At 58.6% G+C, this 19,884-nt stretch carries 25 protein-coding genes; 11 read left to right on the top strand and 14 right to left on the bottom strand.

Annotated features, from left to right (window positions below; translation table 11 throughout):
- The 14 genes from NW819_RS00400 to NW819_RS00465 all read right to left on the bottom strand — a co-directional run.
- Window positions 1-1,271: indolepyruvate ferredoxin oxidoreductase subunit alpha (locus NW819_RS00400; protein ID WP_414412556.1), on the bottom strand; the 1,271-nt coding region annotated here is incomplete at its 3' end.
- A 342-nt stretch (window positions 1,272-1,613) separates the two neighbouring features.
- Window positions 1,614-1,871 carry a hypothetical protein gene (locus tag NW819_RS00405; protein WP_011430669.1) on the bottom strand — a complete coding sequence of 86 codons (258 nt, stop codon included), beginning with the start codon at window positions 1,869-1,871 and terminating at the stop codon, window positions 1,614-1,616.
- 99 nt (window positions 1,872-1,970) lie between these two features.
- Window positions 1,971-2,348, bottom strand: coding sequence for a ferrous iron transport protein A (locus tag NW819_RS00410; RefSeq protein ID WP_011432067.1), 378 nt, complete (start codon window positions 2,346-2,348; stop codon window positions 1,971-1,973).
- 28 nt (window positions 2,349-2,376) lie between these two features.
- Entirely contained in the window at window positions 2,377-2,676 is a 300-nt protein-coding gene (locus NW819_RS00415) for a 2Fe-2S iron-sulfur cluster-binding protein (RefSeq protein WP_414412557.1), read from the bottom strand.
- 42 nt (window positions 2,677-2,718) lie between these two features.
- On the bottom strand, window positions 2,719-3,084 hold the full coding sequence (gene nifW / locus NW819_RS00420) for a nitrogenase-stabilizing/protective protein NifW (protein WP_414412558.1): 366 nt from the start codon (window positions 3,082-3,084) through the stop codon (window positions 2,719-2,721).
- Window positions 3,081-3,344, bottom strand: a complete 264-nt coding sequence (locus NW819_RS00425) for a CCE_0567 family metalloprotein (RefSeq protein ID WP_011432070.1) — start codon at window positions 3,342-3,344, stop codon at window positions 3,081-3,083. The genes nifW and NW819_RS00425 overlap by 4 nt, the downstream gene beginning before the upstream one ends.
- A gap of 66 nt (window positions 3,345-3,410) precedes the next feature.
- Window positions 3,411-3,866, bottom strand: coding sequence for a NifX-associated nitrogen fixation protein (locus NW819_RS00430; RefSeq protein ID WP_414412559.1), 456 nt, complete (start codon window positions 3,864-3,866; stop codon window positions 3,411-3,413).
- Between the two features lie 2 nt (window positions 3,867-3,868).
- Window positions 3,869-4,288 (bottom strand): nitrogen fixation protein NifX, encoded by a 420-nt coding sequence (nifX, locus tag NW819_RS00435; RefSeq protein WP_414412560.1) that lies wholly within the window; start codon window positions 4,286-4,288, stop codon window positions 3,869-3,871.
- Between the two features lie 81 nt (window positions 4,289-4,369).
- On the bottom strand, window positions 4,370-5,707 hold the full coding sequence (gene nifN / locus NW819_RS00440; protein ID WP_414412561.1) for a nitrogenase iron-molybdenum cofactor biosynthesis protein NifN: 1,338 nt from the start codon (window positions 5,705-5,707) through the stop codon (window positions 4,370-4,372).
- Complete coding sequence (gene nifE / locus NW819_RS00445) at window positions 5,695-7,101, bottom strand: nitrogenase iron-molybdenum cofactor biosynthesis protein NifE (RefSeq protein WP_099887423.1); 1,407 nt, start codon at window positions 7,099-7,101, stop codon at window positions 5,695-5,697. The genes nifN and nifE overlap by 13 nt, the downstream gene beginning before the upstream one ends.
- The gene (locus NW819_RS00450; protein WP_414412562.1) at window positions 7,092-7,451 is read right to left on the bottom strand and encodes a Mo-dependent nitrogenase C-terminal domain-containing protein; all 360 of its coding nucleotides are present in this window, start codon (window positions 7,449-7,451) and stop codon (window positions 7,092-7,094) included. The genes nifE and NW819_RS00450 overlap by 10 nt, the downstream gene beginning before the upstream one ends.
- 3 nt (window positions 7,452-7,454) lie before the next feature.
- Complete coding sequence (locus NW819_RS00455; protein WP_011430659.1) at window positions 7,455-7,679, bottom strand: DUF2949 domain-containing protein; 225 nt, start codon at window positions 7,677-7,679, stop codon at window positions 7,455-7,457.
- Between the two features lie 42 nt (window positions 7,680-7,721).
- Window positions 7,722-8,267 carry a ferritin-like domain-containing protein gene (locus NW819_RS00460; RefSeq protein WP_414330307.1) on the bottom strand — a complete coding sequence of 182 codons (546 nt, stop codon included), beginning with the start codon at window positions 8,265-8,267 and terminating at the stop codon, window positions 7,722-7,724.
- A 54-nt stretch (window positions 8,268-8,321) separates the two neighbouring features.
- On the bottom strand, window positions 8,322-8,615 hold the full coding sequence (locus tag NW819_RS00465; RefSeq protein ID WP_099813101.1) for an Asr1405/Asl0597 family protein: 294 nt from the start codon (window positions 8,613-8,615) through the stop codon (window positions 8,322-8,324).
- Between the two features lie 775 nt (window positions 8,616-9,390).
- On the opposite strand from NW819_RS00465, the gene nifB reads away from it, so the two are divergent.
- The 11 genes from nifB to nifT all read left to right on the top strand — a co-directional run bounded on the left by nifB (window position 9,391) and on the right by nifT (window position 19,707).
- Window positions 9,391-10,827, top strand: a complete 1,437-nt coding sequence (nifB, locus tag NW819_RS00470) for a nitrogenase cofactor biosynthesis protein NifB (protein WP_414412563.1) — start codon at window positions 9,391-9,393, stop codon at window positions 10,825-10,827.
- A 25-nt stretch (window positions 10,828-10,852) separates the two neighbouring features.
- Entirely contained in the window at window positions 10,853-11,146 is a 294-nt protein-coding gene (gene fdxB, locus NW819_RS00475; protein WP_414412564.1) for a ferredoxin III, nif-specific, read from the top strand.
- Between the two features lie 39 nt (window positions 11,147-11,185).
- Window positions 11,186-12,385: a cysteine desulfurase NifS gene (nifS, locus tag NW819_RS00480; protein ID WP_041438416.1), complete on the top strand. Its 1,200-nt coding sequence runs from the start codon at window positions 11,186-11,188 to the stop codon at window positions 12,383-12,385.
- A 56-nt stretch (window positions 12,386-12,441) separates the two neighbouring features.
- On the top strand, window positions 12,442-13,353 hold the full coding sequence (gene nifU / locus NW819_RS00485; RefSeq protein WP_414355673.1) for a Fe-S cluster assembly protein NifU: 912 nt from the start codon (window positions 12,442-12,444) through the stop codon (window positions 13,351-13,353).
- A gap of 277 nt (window positions 13,354-13,630) precedes the next feature.
- Entirely contained in the window at window positions 13,631-14,509 is an 879-nt protein-coding gene (gene nifH / locus NW819_RS00490; RefSeq protein WP_011430651.1) for a nitrogenase iron protein, read from the top strand.
- A gap of 96 nt (window positions 14,510-14,605) precedes the next feature.
- Window positions 14,606-16,069 (top strand): nitrogenase molybdenum-iron protein alpha chain, encoded by a 1,464-nt coding sequence (gene nifD / locus NW819_RS00495; protein ID WP_099813105.1) that lies wholly within the window; start codon window positions 14,606-14,608, stop codon window positions 16,067-16,069.
- A gap of 65 nt (window positions 16,070-16,134) precedes the next feature.
- A complete protein-coding gene (nifK, locus tag NW819_RS00500; RefSeq protein WP_414412565.1) occupies window positions 16,135-17,670 on the top strand; it encodes a nitrogenase molybdenum-iron protein subunit beta in 1,536 nt (511 codons plus the stop codon).
- A 253-nt stretch (window positions 17,671-17,923) separates the two neighbouring features.
- A complete protein-coding gene (nifV, locus tag NW819_RS00505; protein ID WP_414412566.1) occupies window positions 17,924-19,111 on the top strand; it encodes a homocitrate synthase in 1,188 nt (395 codons plus the stop codon).
- The gene (locus NW819_RS00510) at window positions 19,101-19,250 is read left to right on the top strand and encodes a hypothetical protein (RefSeq protein WP_011432085.1); all 150 of its coding nucleotides are present in this window, start codon (window positions 19,101-19,103) and stop codon (window positions 19,248-19,250) included. Before nifV ends, NW819_RS00510 begins: the two co-directional genes overlap by 11 nt.
- Window positions 19,247-19,510 (top strand): nitrogen fixation protein NifZ, encoded by a 264-nt coding sequence (locus NW819_RS00515; protein ID WP_011430646.1) that lies wholly within the window; start codon window positions 19,247-19,249, stop codon window positions 19,508-19,510. Before NW819_RS00510 ends, NW819_RS00515 begins: the two co-directional genes overlap by 4 nt.
- Window positions 19,507-19,707 (top strand): putative nitrogen fixation protein NifT, encoded by a 201-nt coding sequence (nifT, locus tag NW819_RS00520; RefSeq protein WP_011430645.1) that lies wholly within the window; start codon window positions 19,507-19,509, stop codon window positions 19,705-19,707. The genes NW819_RS00515 and nifT overlap by 4 nt, the downstream gene beginning before the upstream one ends.
- Window positions 19,708-19,884 lie beyond the last annotated feature (177 nt).

Here is a 19,884-nt window from a genome sequence, read left to right on the forward strand (position 1 = left end):
AGTCCCCACTTGCCCCGCGGCCCGGCAGCCGTCAGCAAGCCACCGTTGTTGGCATCTTCAATCCAAAAGTTCAATGCCTCGTCCGCATCCTCGGGCACAGCTTCCAGGCGAGCCCACAGGGGTTGAATGGAAGAAGGATAGGTGAGGGGATCGAACTCCGGCTTGAGGCCGTAGTGGTTGAGAACCTCCAGATCGCTTTCAAAGGTGCGCACCAGCCGTTTGCGTTCTTGGAGATTGAGATAAGCTTCCTGCAGTCGCTCTTCCCCGTAGGCCACTCGCATCAGGGTGGGCACCGTCAGACGCTGTTGCCGCCCCATCCTCACTTTGAACAACAGCCACAGCAGCAGGCGCATGGCTCCTTCATGGTGTTGCCAATGGCTCATCACGGCCTGCAGCAGGGATAGGGGCAGGCTGCTGTACTGATAAAAGGCTTGCCCCTGGCGGCACCCTTGTCGATTGAGAAAGTACCGTGTCCATTCGCCGGGCTGAATCGCCCAAGTCAGGCCCACCAGATGGTTGCAGCCCTGCTCATCTTTTTGAAAGTGGCGATGCATCTTGAGCAGCCTCCACAGAGGGCCAGCCGGTACCGAAAACCCCTTCACCCGCCCCTGATCCGGCCAATCGATGGAGACTTGAATCCGACAGAGCTGCTCTATCCAGGTCATGAACAGGTGGAGACGGGTCATCTTGCTCAGATCTTTACGTTTATCCCAGCCCAAATAGGACTCCAATTGTGAGTCGGTGAAAACAAAGGATTCCTTCCAGGGGCTATCCAACCCGGCGGCATAGGCAGCAAAAATAAGATGCAAACAGGCAGTTCGCACATCGATCGGAGCACTTTGTGGGATCCCGTCCAAACATAGAGTTAGGGTCAGAGATCCCTGGTTGTGGCCAACAGATTTCTGATAGCAAACCTGGTTATCTCCCTGCTTTTGCAGATTGAGAGATTGAAATTGAGATAGGAAATTGCAAGCTTCCCAGACCACAATTGACGAAGCAAAAGCCTGGCTATGGCCGTTCAAAAATAGAGGTGGACTGCTGCGAATGCGGGCCGTGACCGTGCGGTTGCGCCCCTTCATGGCTTCATAAGGCTGCGGGGCAGAACCGGGACACAGGCTAACGCACTGAGGTTCTGGGAAGAAACCTTCGCAGTCATTGCACAACAGAGGATTAATCCAGTATTCCCCATCCTGGACAACAATAGCTTTTGTAGGACAGCTATCTACGCAAGCGTTGCAACCGATACAATTCCCTGAGATTTGATAAGCCATAGCCCTCGAACTCCATAGCGTTTCCCTGTAGCTCTCCTTTGTTCACGCCTGCTATCGCATCTGCAAAACCCTAAACCCGGCCATGGAGACCTTCCTCGCAAAGCCGCGGCAGCCCGGCGAGAGACCTTAGTTTAAGGTCTGTTTCCTAAGCTCAATTCGTGAACTGGATTGAACGATACCTCAAAAGATCCCCGGCAGGCCAGGGAGATTTGGTCTAGGGTGAACCTTCTGGAAAGCTTTGTTTTCTCTTAACTTCTAATGTTTACAGTGAACTTTTGAGATGGCTTTGCAGGCTACTCCTCCCCCTTGAGAGCCTTTTAGGGATCCGAACTGCAACAAGTGTCAGGCAAAACGCTCAATAACCAAGCCGACACAAGGTCGTCCGCCCACCCAATACGCCGATTCATCGGCCAGGTTGTGGCTTGGCTCCAGATGCCAACCCAAGGGATTGGGTTCTAGCTCCAGCGCCCGCACGATTTCCTCTGGGCTGAGCCCTGTGCAGAGTTGGATGTGTTGCAACTTGGGGAAAGGCTTTTCCACAAGGCTAAGCTCTTCAGCAGCTTTAAGGATGGAGCCCAGGTGCAACAAACAGGTGTTCATGGCTTTGCTCCCAAATCAAGATAGGTTATGAAGAGATGAGCTTCCCTTACTTTGAGTGTCCCTCATTACAGGTTAAAAATTGGGTAAATAGACTACATTTTAGAAGGCTCTTGGCAAATTTAAGATTGTTTTCTTATTCGGTTCTTGGGTAGACATCAAGGCGCAACGGGGATCCATGTAAACCCAGATGGGTTTAGCTAAATGAGCAGGAAGGGAAAGTTGGCCACTGGGTAGGAGTAGGATCCACTCAGGGTGACGTTGGATAACCTGGAGATAGGTACCTGGAGTGAGACCCATTTGCTGCAATTGGGCGCAAGCAGCTTCGGATCCGCGCAGTTGGTAGATGCGACCTTCTTCTCCAACCTTCATGAGTTGGAGAGGAGATATGGTTATTGAGATCTTAGGGACGGTGGGCGGTGCCAACATATAGGGATCCCTAATCTTAGAAGAGGCCATTTGAGCCTTGCCCGAGTCCATTTGCGAGCAGCTTGGAAGCAGCGATCTATCAAACCAAGTAAGCTTCCTGGTGAGTGCGAATCGTACAATTGGAGCGAGGTCTGGCCACGCAGAGCAGCACAAATCCTTTGGCTATTTGCTCCTCATCCAGAAAGGTTTGCTCTGATTGATCGACTTCTCCTTCTACCACTTTGGCCACGCAAGAGGAACAACTACCGGAGCGGCAGGAAGAGGGCAAGTCCACATCTTGATCCTCAGCCGCTTCTAGGATGGTTGAATCTTCATCTACTGAGATATAGGTATCAAGCTGTCGTTTTGGGTTAACCAAGTGAACTGTGTAGGTAGCCATGATGGAGTCTCCAGAGAGCTGACGAGGGGTAAACAAGAGATCTTAGGCAGGGATCCCAGGGCTGCATTCGCCCCGCTCTCCCAAAGAGCTGCAGCCGGCACAGCCGCCGACAGTATCTGGACAACCGTAGTCTTGAAAGACTCGGAATAGCTTCTCCTGCTGCGGAGTAGAGGTGAGAAAGGTTTGGTACGCTTTTTCCAGCGCTTGCCGAGCTTGCTCCAATCGCTCTTCTTCGCTGCCCTGGAAGTGCTCCAGAGGAGCCAGATACTGAGCGAATTTGCGTAAGATATGCAAGCGATTTACATTGACCACCCGCGGATCGTAGGGGAGCTCGAAAAAAGCGAAATAATCCTCGGCATTGACTAGGGCTTGGAAGTCTTTCCAACGGCGGTTGCGGTTCCAACTCATCGGCAGGTCTCCAGGGTTTTCAAGCGTTGTCTGAGGGTGTGCAGCCGGGCAAACAGGGCATAGGTGCGGGCTGCCAAGTCGGGGAGTCGCTCGAACCCGTCGGGTAGCCCCTCGGCCAGATCGTGCAGATCCATTTTCAGTTGGCCTGCTTTGCTGTTTAGTCGCTTGATCTCGGTGCGGAGCTGGTCGGCAGACAGGTGTTCGAAGGGCTCGAAATCCAGGCCGTTCACAACATTCTCAACGTCACTCTCATTCAACATGGGCAAGGCACTCCTAATTGCTGAAGAAAAAGAAGAAAAAATGGCTGCCGGGACGGAGACAAGCGGCTACAGTCGGCCCACCTCGGGGTAGATTCGGGCCAGTTGGATCCCTTTGTCGATAAGGGCAGTGGCTTTTTCGCTGAGCTGTTCGAGGGAGTCAAAGCCAAAGCGATGGGCATCCCGCAGGGTGTTGACCACCAACAACAACCGCCCTGAGAAGACCAGCACCCAACCAAAGCCTTCGCTGTTGAGATCCAGCACCACCTGAGCTAGGAGGCCCGTTTCCTTTTCAATCAGGGCGGCAATGGCGCGGTAGTAGATGAGAATGCGGCTCCGCACCCCGGGATCCACCTCCCCTTCGAGGGATATCTGGCGTTTTTGGGCTTTGGTGACGACAAAGGGCTTGAGCAGCAACTCATCACTCCAGGCGCGGTAGGTGCCGTAGGGATCCGCCGCCCGCATCTGGCGAACGATCTCTTGCAAGATGGGGCTGGTCGAGGGGGAAAGAGGGGTAACCGTCATGGCTAAACCTCCGCAGGGGAAGTAGAGGGATTTGGGGCTTCGGCTTTGCGGGCGCGCTCGGCCAAGAGCACTTTGCGCAGCCAGGGGGGAGGGTTGTGCAGGGTGGATACCAGGCGCTGCAGCAAGCTCTCGATGGGTTCTTCTTCCGACTGCACTTTGATGGGGGTGATGCGGCGGTTGATCAGGCGGGCAGCGGCACTGCTGCCAATGGCAGCCACGTAGATGAGGGTGACATCGGCCAAAGCCTGCAGCTTGGGCACCAGCTTGTCCTCGTTGCCGTCTGCCTCCAAGTTGCCCCCAAAGGTAAGGGTTTTGCAGAAGCGGTAGCCTTCGGGGGTGACTTCGTAGATGTCAATCTGGTTGGCCCAACCAAAGTGGGCGTTGACGTGCTTGCCGTCGCGGGTTGTAAAGGCCACTTGCATGAGGGTTCTCCTTAGAAACGTGAACTTGAGGGTTTGGGGGAGCTAGGGGCACTTGGGCTGCCCTTCGAAGCTCTGGATCCCTTAGAATCCCTGCCTAGAAACCTGGGGTGGGCTGGGGTGACGGGCTTCCTCCTGCTCCATCAGCAGGTTGCCGACGGCAAACAGTTGGGATAGGGTGCCGCGATAGCCCACCTGACAGATGTGGTTGGCCCCCAGCCGGTCGAAGATAGGGATCCCCATTCGATGCACTGGGATCCCCAGCCGCTTGCCCAGGCGCGCCACGTGGGAGTTGCCCACCAGCAGGTCAGCCCCGGGTGCCAGCTCCTCCAGATCCCCCAGATCCCCCACCCGCACCGCCTCAATGGGAAGGGTGCTCAAGTGGGGATCCGGTGTGGGACTGATGGCCGCCTGGATCTGACAGCCCATATCCAGCAGCCAGTCCACCCACCCCCAGAGCAGATCGGCTTCTAGGGCCAAGGCAATCCGCTGGTTGCCGAAGAAAAAGTGGCAATCCAGGAGGGCATCCTGGACTTGGCTGCGCTGGCGGCGGTAGCGCAGGGGCACCGGCTGTTGGCTGTAGTCGGCCAAGGTTGCCAAAAAGGGATCCACAGCCTTGAGACCGGTCAGGTGGGGGAAAACCCGATAGGGGGTGCCAAAGCGCTGGGCCAGGATCTGAGCGGCAGGGCGCATGCTCTCCCCAATGGCCAAGGTGAGGCCGGATCGCCCCAGCTGCCGCAGTTGCTCGAGGCTGGTGCCGCCGTCCGGGGTTGCCCTAAAGCCAGTGCCCAAGTGGCCATCTAGGGAGCCTGAGAGATCCGGCACCAAGATTGGCTCCAGGCCAAAAGCTTCCACCATTTCCTTGATCTCCTGGGCATCGGCGGGGGTGAGGGCAGGCCCGCACAGCACCGTTACCTGGGCAGGGCGGACGGATCCCGACGGCGATTCCGGCAGGGTGCTGACCAAGCTGTTGACGGCGATGGCATAGCCGTCTTGCAGGGATCCCTTAAAGTCAGGCGTGGAGGCCAAGACGATGGGCAGATCCTGCAATTGCGGCTGGCGTCGGCGCAGCTCCCGCAGGATGCGCGGCATATCGTCCCCGCGGGTTTCCGTGAGGCCGGTGGTCAGAAGACCAATCAGCTCCGGCTGGGCCTTCTCCACCAAGGTGAGGATGGCAGCTTCGACATTCTCCTCGCCTCCCAAGATGGTGTCCACTTCGGACATGGCAGTGGTGGACATGGGAATGGCCTCGCGGAAATGACGTACCAGCAGCGCTTTGGCAAAGGCCGTACAGCCTTGGGAACCGTGGAAGAGCGGCAGACAGCCCTTGATCCCCAGAAAGGCCAGGGCCGCCCCCAGCGGAGCGCTGAGTTTGAGGGGGTTGACGCTGAGGGGCTTGCGTTCTTGAATCAACTGGGCCATCCTCCCACCTCCTTTGCTGCTGAGGTCTCCCAGGGGGCAGGCCGTCGCAACTGCTCCCAAATGGGACTGTGGAGGGCGGCATCGATCTCCCGCGCCAAGTTCACCAGGCCGCGATAGCCGGCATAGGCATGGTGCCGCTCCTGGTTGATGTCCAGAAAGGGGATGCGGGCCTTGAGGGCGGTGTACTGGTTGCGTCCGCCGGCGATGAGCAAGTCCGCTTTCGTGCGCTCCACCACCTTGAGCAGCTCTTGCGGGCTGCCCTTGTCCAAGAGAATGCCATCCTGGCCAAGCAGCTCGCGGATGCGGGCTTTGTCTTCTTCGGTGCTTTTGCGGGTGCTGGTGGCCGTTACCTGCATCCCCAGATCTCGAGCGGCGGAGATGATCGACCAACTTTTCACCCCGCCGGTATAAAGGACAACTCGTTTGCCCGCCAGCCGCTGCCGGTAGGGGGCCAAAGCCGCCTCGGTGGCGCGAGTTTCCCGCTCGATGAGGGCCTCGGTACGCTCCTGCAGTTCGGGATCCTTCAGCCCTTGGGCAATGGCCCGTAGGCAGTGGTTCATCTCCTGCAGCCCGTAAAAGGAAGCCTCAATGTAGGGGATCCCATAGCGCTCCTGCATCTTGCGGCCCACATTGAGCAAGGCTTTAGCGCAGATGAGGACGTTCAGCTTGGCCCGGTGGGCGGTACAGATCTCGTGGTAGCGGCCATCGCCGGTGATCTTGGCCAAGATGCGGATCCCCAGCTCGTCAAACAGAGGCAAGACATCCCACAGCTCGCCAGCAATGTTGTACTCGCCGATGAGGTTAATGTCGCGGGGAGTGGTGTACTCCGGGGAGGCGGTGCCGATAACATAGTCCAGCAGGGCTTCTCCGGCCAGACGGTTGCCTAGGTTTTTGCTGCCCACAAAGCCGGGCGCATTCACCGGAATGACCGGGATCCCAAGCTGGCGGCTGGCCCGCTGACACACGGCCTCCACATCGTCGCCAATGAGGGCAGTTACACAAGTGAGATAGACAAAAATGGCGGCAGGCTGGTATTTGGCCTGCAAGTCAAGGATGGCCTGGAACAGCTTTTCCTCCCCCCCGAAGATGATCTCGTTCTCGCTCAGATCGGTGGTGAAGCCCACCCGATAAAGCTGGGGGCCAGAAGAGAGGCTGCCCCGCGTCCCCCAAGAGTTGCCGCTGCAGGCGATTGGCCCATGCACCAGATGGGCGGCATCGGCGATCGGCACCAGGGCAATCGAAGCCCCGTCAAAGGCACAGCCTCCCTGCGCTCCTCCTGGCTTGGCTTGCTCGGCACAGACTTTGTTTTTGCCTTTGCCGTCTTTCTTGTGGTTGTGCTCGCAGGCGGTCTCGTTGAGCAGCTCCGCCACTTTAGTCCGGCTGATCAAGGGCATGATGGGATCTCCTGAGAAGAGGGGGGCTGGGGTTGAGCCGCGGCTTCGGCCAGGTAAGCCGCCGCCCGCAGCCGCAGGGCAATGATCTCCTCGTAGAAGGGGTTGATGCGACAGAGGGCCGGAATGTGGACGGTGCGGGATCCCAGTCGGATATCCCGCTCAAAGGGGCAGGAAGCCGGGATCAAACGGCAAATCCAACGCGCCTGCCGGGATCCCCGAATTTCAATGCTGTTGAGCCAGCGGCGCGGCCACTTCAGGGCGGATCTGAAAATTGAGTTCAAAACCAGGCCGAGCCATCCCAAAGGGTTGCCGACTCTGGGATAGGGAAGAGAAGGGTAGGGATAAGTCATGGCTTAAACCTCCGAATGGGTAGAATTGGTAACAAGAGGAGGGGGAGCACACCATTCAAAAATCTGCTCCAGTTGCTCCAAGGAAATCAGCCCGTAATGCCAAAGAATCATGGGCAAAGGGCCCTGTTCACACCCATGCCGTTTCAGGGCGAAGGTGAGGGCGGATTCCGGGATCCCAAGCTCAACTTGCAAAAACTGCAGCAGCGGCGCCCGATCGGGGGTAAGCATGGCAGAGTCTCCCAAAACGAGGGGTGGGCGTAGATGGGCAAGCTAGGATGGGGACAAGCCCAAAACCAAGCTGTCGGCAGCCAGAAAGTGGGCCAGGTGAAAGGCCCGTTCTTCCGTCCGCAGCAAAATCTGCTCGTAGAGGTGACGGGTGGCGCGATCCCCAACACTTTCCGCCAGAGCCGCCTGGCGACGCAGCAGATCGATTAGGCTTTGCTCGGCCCGCAAATCCGCTTCCAGCATGGGCCGCACGGCCAATGCATCGTCCCCTTCCGGGCTGAAGCAGCACAGCTCCGCCAGCTTGGCAAAGCTGGAGGCCGGGATCCCACCTAGGCCGTTCAGGCGCTCCCCCACCTCATGGGCGTGGTTCTGAACTTCCTGTAGACTTTCGTTGAAAAATTGGTGAATTGAGTAGAACTCTGCTCCTTCGACAACCAGATGGTGCTTCAGATACTGCAAATACAGCCCCTGAAGACTGGCCCAAACTAGGTTGAGGCCCTCGCAGATGGGAACCGTGATCTCCCGTCCCAGATGAACGGGGTTGTCTCGGACTTGTTGGAAGGAGTGAGTCGAGGGGGATGGAGTGCTCATTGGCGCTACCAAAACGAGGTGAACAGGAGAAGCAAGGAGGCAAACGGCAGAGGTTCAGGGGTGGTCATCCCCTCCTGCAGATCTCTCAGGGGGATCCCAGGTCTGGAGAGACCAGCAGCGATCCAACCAACTCAGCCAGCCAGAGCGGTTGAGGGTGAAAAGGCGGAGCACACTGTGGACGAGGAGGGCTTCGGTGGGGGTGCGAATCATCACCCACAGTTGGCCGGTCGGGGTACAGCCACAGGTCAAATCCAGCTCCTGCAGACGGTAGAGAATCCGCCAGCGATCGCAACGGGGCACCTGCAGCACTTCAGCCGTTTTCGGTGGGGGAGAAACAAGGGGGGACATAAGCTCACCGGTTGGGAAGCAGGGGGCGAGTCTCAACAGAGGGGCAGAACCGTTGGGGTTCTGTTCCCCCGCTTATATCCCCCGCTTATAGCAAGCGGCTGCAGGGGCTCAGGCTTGGCAGCGGGCGATCAGGACTGATTGAGTTATTGCTGATGTACTCAAGCCCTGGAAGCTTGGCCCAGAGCGCAAAAAAAGTTTTTCTGGGGATAGGGGGTTGAGTCTTTTGCCTGCAGGGATCCGGTATTTTTGGGGAAGGGTATGGGTATTTGAGCGAGTACATCCCCCCTGTCACAACAAGAAAGTCCGACGGCCTGCCGCCGCAATAGTCTTCACTTCCTTGGCGAGGACTTTGCCCCAGGGGGATCTTTCCTCAAACTCAAACGGCTATTTTCAATACACTTTTGGGCTGATACGATATTAAATCGTAGCAATTGATGCAAAACGCAGCCGAGGCTGCGGCGCTTGAGTGCATCTGAGCAGATTTTTAGTATTTCTTAAGCATTGCCCCAAGCCCTTGTCGAATCAGGGATTCCGGGGATCCTCCCCACAGCCGGATCCCCCGCCCCTTTGGGTCAAAATACGGCATCCCCGGCCTTGAAAAACCAGACCCTCGACCCCTAAAAAAAGTTGGATTCGGCCTGCCATCGGGCCTTTGCAGGTCTTGAGTACAGAGCCAATAAACTCGATCAGTTCTACCGGTGCTGAGTGCAACGGAGCAGCCAGAGGGCAGTTGATATAACCGCCAGTAACGTTCTATCCCCTGGTTGACCCCGCCATGCTGCCCCTTTCAACTCCGCCCCGCCAGGGATCCCCTTCCCCATCGGCCTGCGCTTGCAGCAGCAGCCCCCGCCAGGCCCTCCCCCCTCATCTGCAGCAGCGCATCGCCACCCATCCCTGCTACAGCGAAGCGGCTCACCATCACTACGCCCGCATGCACGTGGCGGTAGCCCCCGCCTGCAACATCCAGTGCAACTACTGCAACCGCAAGTTCGACTGTGCCAACGAGAGCCGGCCCGGTGTGGTCAGCGAGCTGCTGACCCCGGCGGAAGCCGCCCACAAAGTGCTGGTGATTGCCGGCAAGATCCCGCAACTGACGGTGGTGGGCATTGCTGGGCCTGGGGATCCCTTGGCCAACCCCAAGCAAACCTTCGAAACCTTTGCCCGCATCGCCGAGAAAGCCCCGGATCTCAAGCTCTGCCTTTCCACCAACGGCCTGATGTTGCCGGACTACATCGACGAGATCAAACGGCTGAACATCGACCACGTCACCCTGACCATCAACATGGTGGATCCGGAGATCGGGGCCAGGATCTACCCCTGGATCCGCTGGCGGCGCAAGCGCATTCGAGGGGTGGAGGCAGCCCGCATCCTGCACGAACGGCAGATGGAAAGCCTGGATCTGCTGCGGGAGGCAGACATCCTCTGCAAAGTCAACTCCGTTCTCATTCCCGGCATCAACGACACCCACCTCTTGGAAGTGAACCGGGTGATTCAGGAGAAAGGGGCTTTCTTGCACAACATCATGCCCCTGATCTCGGCGCCCGAACACGGCACTTACTTCGGCCTCATCGGCCAGCGGGGCCCCACCCCTCAGGAGTTGAAAGCCCTGCAAGATCGGTGCTCCGGCAACATGCGGATGATGCGCCACTGTCGCCAGTGTCGGGCGGACGCGGTGGGCCTTCTGGGGGAAGACCGCAGCCAAGAGTTCACCAAGGAGCGCTTTATGCAGATGACCCCCGAGTACGACCCCGAAAAACGCCGCCAGGTCCAGGCAAGCATTGCCCAACTGCAAGCTCAGCAGCAGGCAGCCCCGACCCACTGGACAGCCGACCTGCCTCCCGACAGCCCCTCCATCCTGGTGGCCGTGGCCAGCAAAGGCGGTGGCTTGGTCAATCGCCACTTCGGCCATGCGCGGGAGTTTTTGATCTACGAGGTCAACGCCCGTGGGGCGCAGTTTGTCGGCCACCGCAAGATCCCGCAGTACTGCCACGGGGGATCCGGCGAGGACAACAACCTAGAGCAAATTCTGGATCTCATCAGGGATTGCCGAGCTGTATTGGTCTCCAAGATCGGCGATTGCCCCATGAAGCGTATTCGCGAGGCCGGCATCGAAGTGGTGGAAGACTACGACCTCATTGAAACGGTGGCCCTCAAGTTTTACCGCACCTGGTTGGTCAACCAGGCCCTGGACAGCAAATCTTCCCGATCTTGAGACCTCATCTTTTGGAGACGCGGCCATGGCTACTGTAACTGCTCTCACCAAAGGCGGACTGCCCTGGATCCCACAGTTTATCGAAAGCCTGGATATCACCCGCTGCCTCGGCTGTAGCCGTTGCCTCAAAGTCTGTGGCCGGGGTGTGTTCGCCCTCAGAGCCCTCAACGAAGACGGCGAGTTTGTCGAAAACGAAGAGGAAGAAGAAAGTGAGCGCAAAGTGATGACCATCCTCAATGCCGCCCTCTGCATCGGCTGTCAGGCTTGCGCCCGCATTTGCCCAAAGCAGTGCCATTCCCACGCTCCGCAAGCCGTTTAACGTTGCCCAACCCCTACCTTGTATCGATTCGGAGCCTGTATGAACCCCGTGATCTACCTGGACAACAACGCCACCACCGCCGTGGATCCCCTGGTTCTGGAGGCGATGCTGCCCTATTTGCAGACCTTCTACGGCAACCCCTCCTCGATGCACAGTTTTGGCGGCCAGGTGGGGCGTGCCCTCAACCAAGCCCGCGAACAGGTGGCAGCCCTTCTGGGAGCCGACCCGACGGAGATCGTCTTCACCAGTGGCGGCACCGAAGGCAACACCACGGCCATTTATGCAGCCTTGGCAGCCCAACCCCAGAAGCGCCACATCATCACCACGCAGGTAGAGCACGCCTCGGTGCTCAACGTCTGCAAGCACCTGGAAAAACAAGGCTACCGCGTCACCTACCTCTCGGTGGATGAGCAAGGCTGCCTGGACTTGCTGGAGCTGGAGGCAGCCCTGACCGGCGATACTGCCCTGGTGAGCTGCATGGCCGCCAACAACGAGACGGGCGTGCTTTTCCCCATCGAGGCGGTGGGATCCCTGGCTCGCAGCTATGGGGCTGTTGTCCATGTGGACGCAGTACAGGCGGTGGGCAAGATCCCTCTCGATCTGCAGCGCCTGCCAGTGGATCTCCTCACCCTTTCCGGGCACAAGCTGCATGCCCCCAAGGGGATCGGCGCTCTCTATGTGCGGCGGGGCTTGCGCTTCCGTCCGTTGCTGCTGGGAGGGCATCAGGAGCGAGGCCGCCGCGCCGGGACGGAAAATGTGCCGGGCATCATCGCCCTGGGCAAGGCAGCGGAGCTGGCCCAAGCCCACCTGGGGGATCCCCATGAGCGGCTGCTGCGGGATCGCTTGGAGCAGGGCTTGCTACAGCGGATCCCGGATGTCCAGGTTAACGGCCACCCCACTCAGCGGCTGCCCAACACCACCAACTTGGGCTTCAAGTTCGTGGAAGGGGAAGCGATCCTCTTCTGGCTGAACAAATACGGCATCTGCGCCTCCTCCGGCTCCGCCTGCACTTCCGGATCCCTGGAACCCTCCCATGTGCTGCGGGCCATGCGCCTGCCCTACACCGTTTTGCACGGCTCGATCCGCTTCAGCCTCTCCCGCTTTACCCAGCCGGCAGAGGTGGAGCGGGTGCTGGAGGTTTTGCCGGGGATCATTGAGCATTTGCGGGCCATCTCCCCCTTCAGCCACGAGGCGGAAGACTGGCTGCAACAGCAGGAACGGGAACTGGCTCGCCGCTGACCCCCCTCAAACTCATCTTCCCTCGACCGTTAGCATCCTCAACTCAGGATCCAGCCATGTGGGACTACAGCGAAAAAGTTTTGGAACTCTTCTACCACCCCAAAAACCAAGGGGCGATGGATCCCAGCTCCGAGCCCGGTGTTCGGGTGGTGGTTGGAGAAGTGGGCAGCATCACCTGCGGCGATGCCCTGCGGCTCTACTTAAAGGTGGACGAGGCCAGCGAGCGCATCTTGGCTGCCAGCTTCCAAACCTTCGGCTGCACCAGCGCCATTGCCTCTTCCTCGGCTCTGACGGAGCTGATCACCGGCCTCACTCTGGATGAAGCCCTGCGGATCGACAACCGCCAAATCGCTGACTACCTGGGCGGCCTGCCCCCCGCCAAGATGCACTGCTCGGTGATGGGGCAAGAGGCTCTGGAGGCAGCCATCTACAGCTATCGCGGCCTTCCTCTGCCTGACCACACGGATGATGACAGCGCTTTGGTCTGCTCCTGCTTTGGCGTCAGCGAGCAAAAGATCCGCCGCCTGATCCGGGAAAACCACCTCACCTCCGCTGAGGAAGTAACAGCCTACAGCAAAGCGGGTGGTGGCTGTGGTTCCTGCCTGGCCCAGATTGAAGACCTGATTGCCGCTGTTCTGGCCGAGACTGACGCAACCCCTTCAGAAGATTCAAGAAATTCAAAAGGGAACTCCCAAAACCAGACAGAGCCCTCTCCCGCTGCTCCCTCTCCCCTCACCACCTTGCAAAAGATCGCCCGCATTCAGGCCGTCCTGGAGGAGGAAGTTCGCCCGCTGCTGTTGGCCGATGGCGGCGATGTGGAGCTGTACGACCTGGAAGGGGATCAGGTGTGGGTGCGCCTCAAGGGATCCTGCACCACCTGCCCCAGCCAGCAAAACACCCTGCGGTTGCTCATCGAAACCCGCCTGCAAGAACAGGTGTGGCCCACTTTAACCGTGCATGCCCTCTAGTTCCCCATTCTCGATAAGCCTGAGAGCCCTATGATCTGCCCCACTGTTACTCCCCGTCGCTTCCCCCATCTCCTGCCTCGATTCGGGAGAGCCCCACCGTTCAACCGGTTTGCTTTTGGATTCCAAGGGATCCAAGGCTGCCTTCCCGCGAGCTGAAATCCTTTGCAGTAAGGATCCCGTCTCGCTAATGCGACCAGTTGCGCCCATTGGCAAGAGATTTCTAACCCTTAAGTCGCCCTCAAGTTTTTCCTCAAGTCTTCATTAGGAGAACTGAACCATGAGACAAATTGCATTCTACGGCAAAGGCGGTATCGGCAAATCCACTACCTGTCAGAATACCGTTGCCGGTATGGCCGAATTGGGACAGCGGATCATGATCGTCGGCTGCGACCCGAAAGCCGATTCCACCCGCCTCATGTTGCACTGCAAAGCCCAGACCACCGTCCTTCACCTGGCTGCTGAGCGGGGATCCGTAGAAGACGTGGAGCTGGAAGAAGTGGTTCTCACCGGCTACCGAGGGGTGCGCTGCGTGGAATCCGGTGGCCCCGAGCCTGGTGTTGGCTGTGCCGGACGAGGCATCATCACCGCCATCAATTTCTTGGAAGAAAACGGAGCCTACGAGGATCTGGACTTTGTCTGCTACGACGTGCTGGGGGACGTGGTCTGCGGCGGTTTTGCCATGCCCATTCGGGAGGGCAAGGCCCAAGAGATCTACATTGTTTGCTCCGGCGAAATGATGGCCATGTATGCGGCCAACAACATCGCCCGCGGCGTGCTGAAATACGCCTACTCCGGCGGCGTGCGCTTGGGTGGCTTGATCTGCAACAGCCGCAAAGTGGATCGCGAGATCGAGCTGATCGAAGCTCTGGCCGAAAAGCTCAACACCAAAATGCTGCACTTCATCCCCCGCGACAATGTGGTTCAGCACGCAGAATTGCGCCGCATGACGGTGATCGAGTACTCCCCCGACTGCAACCAAGCTGACGAGTATCGGGCCTTGGCCAAAAAGATCATCAACAACACGGATCTGAGGATCCCCACCCCCATCTCTATGGATGAGCTGGAACAGTTGTTGATAGAGTTCGGCGTTTTGGACGACGACCAGAAAATCGCCCACCTCATCGGCAAAACCGAAAAAGAGTTGGCCCCAGTGTGAACTTAAAGATGGGCTGGGGGTGGATCCCTTCCTCCCTCGGCCCTCGGTTCCCCCTAGTTTCTTTCTCAAAAAAATCCAGTAGATGAGGCTCTTCCCATGACTACTCCAAAAAGCGCCCTCAAAGAGGAAAACCGAAAAGTTATTGCAGAAGTTCTGGAAACCTATCCGGAAAAGGCCAAGCAAAAGCGAGCCAAACACCTCAACGTCTACGACAAGGGCAAAACGGATTGCGGAGTAAAGTCCAACATCAAGTCGATCCCCGGCGTCATGACCACTCGCGGCTGTGCCTATGCCGGTTCCAAGGGGGTGGTGTGGGGGCCGGTCAAAGACATGATCCACCTCAGCCATGGCCCCGTGGGCTGCGGCTACTACTCCTGGTCGGGAAGGCGCAATTACTACGTCGGCACAACCGGGGTAGATACCTTCGTTACCATGCAGTTCACCTCCGATTTTCAGGAGCGAGATGTGGTGTTCGGGGGGGACAAAAAACTGGCCAAACTCTTGGTGGAAGCCAGCGAACTCTTCCCCTTGGCCAAAGGCATTACCATCCAGTCCGAATGCCCCGTCGGCTTGATCGGGGATGACATCGAGGCAGTGGCCAAGAGAGTTTCCAAAGAAATTGGCAAGCCGGTGGTGCCGGTGCGCTGCGAGGGCTTTCGGGGGGTTTCCCAGTCCCTGGGCCACCACATTGCTAACGATACAGTGCGGGACTGGGTTCTGCCCATTGCTGACAAGAAAGCCAAGGAGGGATCCCTCAACTTTGAGCCCGGCCCTTATGATGTGGCCCTGATTGGGGACTACAACATCGGCGGCGACGCCTGGTCTTCCCGGATTTTGCTGGAAGAGATGGGCCTGCGGGTGGTGACCCAGTTCTCCGGCGATGGCACCTGGAACGAGATGTTGCTTGCCCCCCGGGTAAAGCTGAATCTCATCCACTGCTACCGCTCCATGAACTACATCTGCCGCCACATGGAGGAAGCCTACGGGATCCCCTGGCTGGAGTTCAATTTCTTTGGCCCCACCCAAATTGCCAAGTCGCTGCGGGCCATCGCCCAGCGGTTCGACGAGACCATCCAGGCCAAGGCAGAGCAGGTGATCGCCAAGTACAAGCCCCAGAGCGAGGCCATCATTGCCAAGTACCGTCCCCGCCTGGAGGGCAAGCGGGTGATGCTGATGGTGGGCGGACTGCGGCCCCGCCACGTCATCCCGGCCTTCCGGGAGCTGGGCATGGAGGTGATTGCCACCGGCTACGAATTCGGCCACGGCGACGACTACAAGCGCACCACCCAGTACATCGATGATGGCACCCTCATCTACGATGACGTGTCCGGCTACGAGTTTGAAGAATTTGCCAAGAGGTTGAAGCCAGATCTCATCGCCTCCGGCATCAAGGAGAAGTACGTCTTTCAAAAGATGGCTTTGCCCTTCCGCCAGATGCACTCTTGGGACTACTCCGGCCCCTACCACGGCTACGACGGCTTTGCCGTGTTCGCTCGCGATATGGATTTGGCTTTGAATAGCCCCACCTGGGATCTGGTCAAAGCCCCCTGGAAATCCTAGCTTGCCGCCGGGATCCCAGACGCGAACGGCCCTTCCTTCCCCTGCCCCTCATTAGGAGACCGACCATGCCGCAAGATATCCAAGACATCAAAGATCATGCCCGCCTGTTTCAAGATCCGGAATATCAGGCGCTTCTGCAGTGCAAGCAAACCTTTGAAGATCTCCCTTCCCCGGAAGAAGTGGCCCGGGTGGCCGAATGGACAAAATCTTGGGAATACCGGGAGAAAAACTTTCAGCGGGAAGCTTTGACGATAAACCCTGCCAAAGCCTGCCAACCCTTGGGGGCCATCTTCGCCGCTGTCGGCTTCGAGGGAACTTTGCCCTTCGTCCATGGATCCCAGGGGTGTGTGGCCTATTTTCGCACCCATCTCACCCGCCACTTTAAGGAGCCCTTTTCGGCGGTCTCCACCTCGATGACGGAAGATGCGGCGGTGTTTGGCGGCCTCAAAAACCTAATCGAGGGACTGGAAAATGCCTACGCCCTCTACAAGCCCAAGATGATCGCCGTGTGCACCACCTGCATGGCGGAGGTGATCGGGGATGACCTGGGGGCCTTCATCACCACGGCCAGAAATGAGGGAGTGATTTCCCGCGACTTCCCGGTGCCCTATGCCCACACGCCAAGCTTTGTGGGATCCCACATCACCGGCTACGACAACATGCTCAAGAGCATTCTCAGCACCCTCACCGAGCCGGTGGGCCGCACGGGTAGCAATGGCTACATCAACGTCATCCCCGGTTTCGATACCTACATGGGCAACTTGCGGGAGATCAAGCGCATCTTCGGCTTATTCGGGATCCCGCTGACCCTGCTGGCGGACAACTCCGACTATTTGGATTCGCCCAACGACGGCACTTTCCACATGTATCCCGGAGGAACCCCTTTGGAGGCGGCTGCCCAATGCCTCAACGCCGAGGCTACTTTTTCCTTCCAGCGCTACACCACGCCCAAGACCCTGGAGTTTCTAGCAGAGGCCTCGGGTCGGCCCACCCTGACGGCGCGGCCAGTGGGTATTCGGGGCACGGATGAGTTTTTGATGCAGCTATCCCAGTTAACGGGCAAGCCCATTCCCGCCGAGCTGGAGATCGAACGGGGCCGGGCGGTGGATGCTTTCACGGACTCCCAAGCGTGGATCCACGGCAAGCGGGTAGCCCTGTATGGGGATCCGGATCTGGTGATGGGCTTGCTGAGCGTATTGCTGGAGCTGGGGGCCGAGCCGATCCATGTGGTGGTGACCAACAGCAACGAGGAGTTTGAGACCGAGGCGCGGACGCTGCTGGCCTCTAGCCCCTATGGGCAGGGGGCAACCGTCTGGGGGGGCAAGGATCTCTGGCATCTGCGCTCTCTGATGTTCACCGAGCCGGTGGATCTGCTGATCGGCAATTCCTACGGCAAATACCTATGGCGGGATACGGGCACGCCTTTGGTGCGCATCGGCTACCCCATCTTCGACCGCCACCATCTGCACCGCTACCCCACCTATGGCTATGTGGGGGCGCTCAACCTCCTTAACTGGATTGTCAACACCATTCTGGATGAGGCAGATCGGCGCAGCATCATCCCCGGCAAAACCGATTTTTCCTTCGACTTAATTCGTTGATGGCCAGAGCAGCGGGATCCCAAAGGCCGGACTTTGTCGGACTTTGTCAAGGATCCCCTGCTCCAAAGACTCCACCCCGCTAAGAGGAACAGCCAAGCCTTACAGGAATCTGATGAATTCTGCGGCAACTTGGTTGAGCTTTCTACCCTGGACATGATTGCCCTGACGCAACCGGGGTCCCGCTAGCGGTGCGGAGCACCATCGACGGTTACCGATTGCCTAGGCGGGCCGTAGGTCTTGGAGGATGGATCCCATGAATTCCTCTATCACCATCAACGACACCACCCTGCGCGATGGGGAGCAAGCAGCAGGGGTAGCCTTCCAAATCCCCGAGAAGATCTCCATTGCCGCCCTCTTGGATGCCATTGGCGTACCCGAAATTGAGGTGGGGATCCCGGCCATGGGCGCCGTGGAAACGGAAGCCATTCGCGCCATGCTCAGCCTGGGGCTGCGGGCCCACCTGCTGGGGTGGAACCGGGCTGTGCCCAGCGATATCCTCGCCTCTATTCGTTGCGGCCTCAAGCGGATCCACATCTCCGTGCCGGTCTCGGATCGGCAAATCGCTGCCAAGTTCCAAGGGGATCGCCCTCGGCTGCTGCGACAGTTGCGCCAATGCGTGGAGATGGCCTTGGAGCAAGGGCTGTGGGTCTCGGTGGGGGCAGAAGATGCCAGCCGCACCCCCCTGGAGCAGGTGATCGAGTTGGCCCAAATGGCCCAAAGCTGGGGCTGTCGGCGCTTCCGCTACTGCGATACGGTGGGCGTTTTGGATCCTTTTAGCACCTACAAGCAGATTCGCCGTCTGGTGCGGGCCATCGATATCCCTGTGGAGATGCATACCCACGACGACCTGGGCATGGCCACTGCCAATGCCTTGGCCGGAATCCGCGCCGGCGCTCAGTCGGTAAACACCACCGTCAACGGCTTGGGGGAACGGGCCGGCAATGCCCCCTTGGAAGAGGTGGTGATGGCTTTGCGCTACACCTTGGGGATCGACGTTGGGGTGGATACCTGCCGTCTGCGGGAGCTGTCTCAACAGGTGGCACGGGCCAGCGGTGCTCCCCTCCCCCCCTGGAAGGCCATCGTCGGTGACAACGCCTTTGCCCACGAGTCGGGCATTCACGCTGCAGGGGTGCTACGGGATCCCCAGACCTATGAGCCTTTCCCACCAGAAGCCGTGGGCAGCCAGCGGCGGCTGGTGTTGGGCAAACACTCCGGCAGGCATTTGCTGCTCCAGATCCTCAAGGAACACGGGATCCCTGTCGAGCAGATCCCACCTGGCCAACTGGAAAAGCTCCTGGAACAGGTGCGGCAGCACGTCACCCACTGCAAGCATCCGATCCCGCCCGCGGAGCTGGCCCGTTATTGCCGCGCAACGCTGACGGAATGGGCGCAACACACTCCAGAACCCATCCCAGAGGAGAGCCATCCCGATGTTGTCTAACCGCTTGTCCGGAAAGGAAACTTCCAAATCTCAGGCCATTTTGGCAGCCGTGTCTCGACGGGCGCGCCAAGTAGGCCGCAGCCTAACCCGCCAAGAGCTTTGTCAGGTGCTGGCAGAAATCACAGGAGGTACCCCATGAGCGACGAACTGGAGCTGGATCGCCCTCCCCAATTTGAGCTGGGCGACAAAGTCCGCATCCGTAAGGTCATCCGCAACGATGGCACCTTCTTCGGCCAGCCGGTGGGGAAAATCTTGGCCGTTCCGGGCGACGAAGGTTACGTGATTTCCATTGGCACCTTTCTACAACGGTTTTACGTCTATGCCGTCCACTGCTTGGCCAAAGGCTTGGTGGTGGGGTGCCGTGCCCAAGAGCTGGAACTTGTGGAGAAAGGGCTATGAAAGTCATCCTGCACGAAAGTGCCTACGGGCATTTGATGGTCTACGTTCCCAAAAAAGATCTGGAAGAATCGGTTGTGGCCACCCGTTCAGAGGCCGGGGAAACCATTTTCACCTTGAGCAACGGTTGGGAATTGTCCATCCCGGAGCTGCCGGAGCCTTTGTCTCTGCCCAAGACGGTAGAGGCCAAACGCCTCTAGCCAACGGTTGGCTGAACAATTCAAGCAATTCTATTCCTATCGGCTCATCCTCGAAAGGGCTGAGAGAATGGGTTGAACTCAGCTGTGACATACTCCCATCGCTGACCCTACAGGTACAGCGTGGGCTTCGCGCTTCATCGGGGAGCCTTCGCAAGAACCCTCCACGCGCAGACACGG

This window comes from Synechococcus sp. R8-2, from assembly GCF_047461715.1.
GTDB lineage: Bacteria > Cyanobacteriota > Cyanobacteriia > Thermostichales > Thermostichaceae > Thermostichus.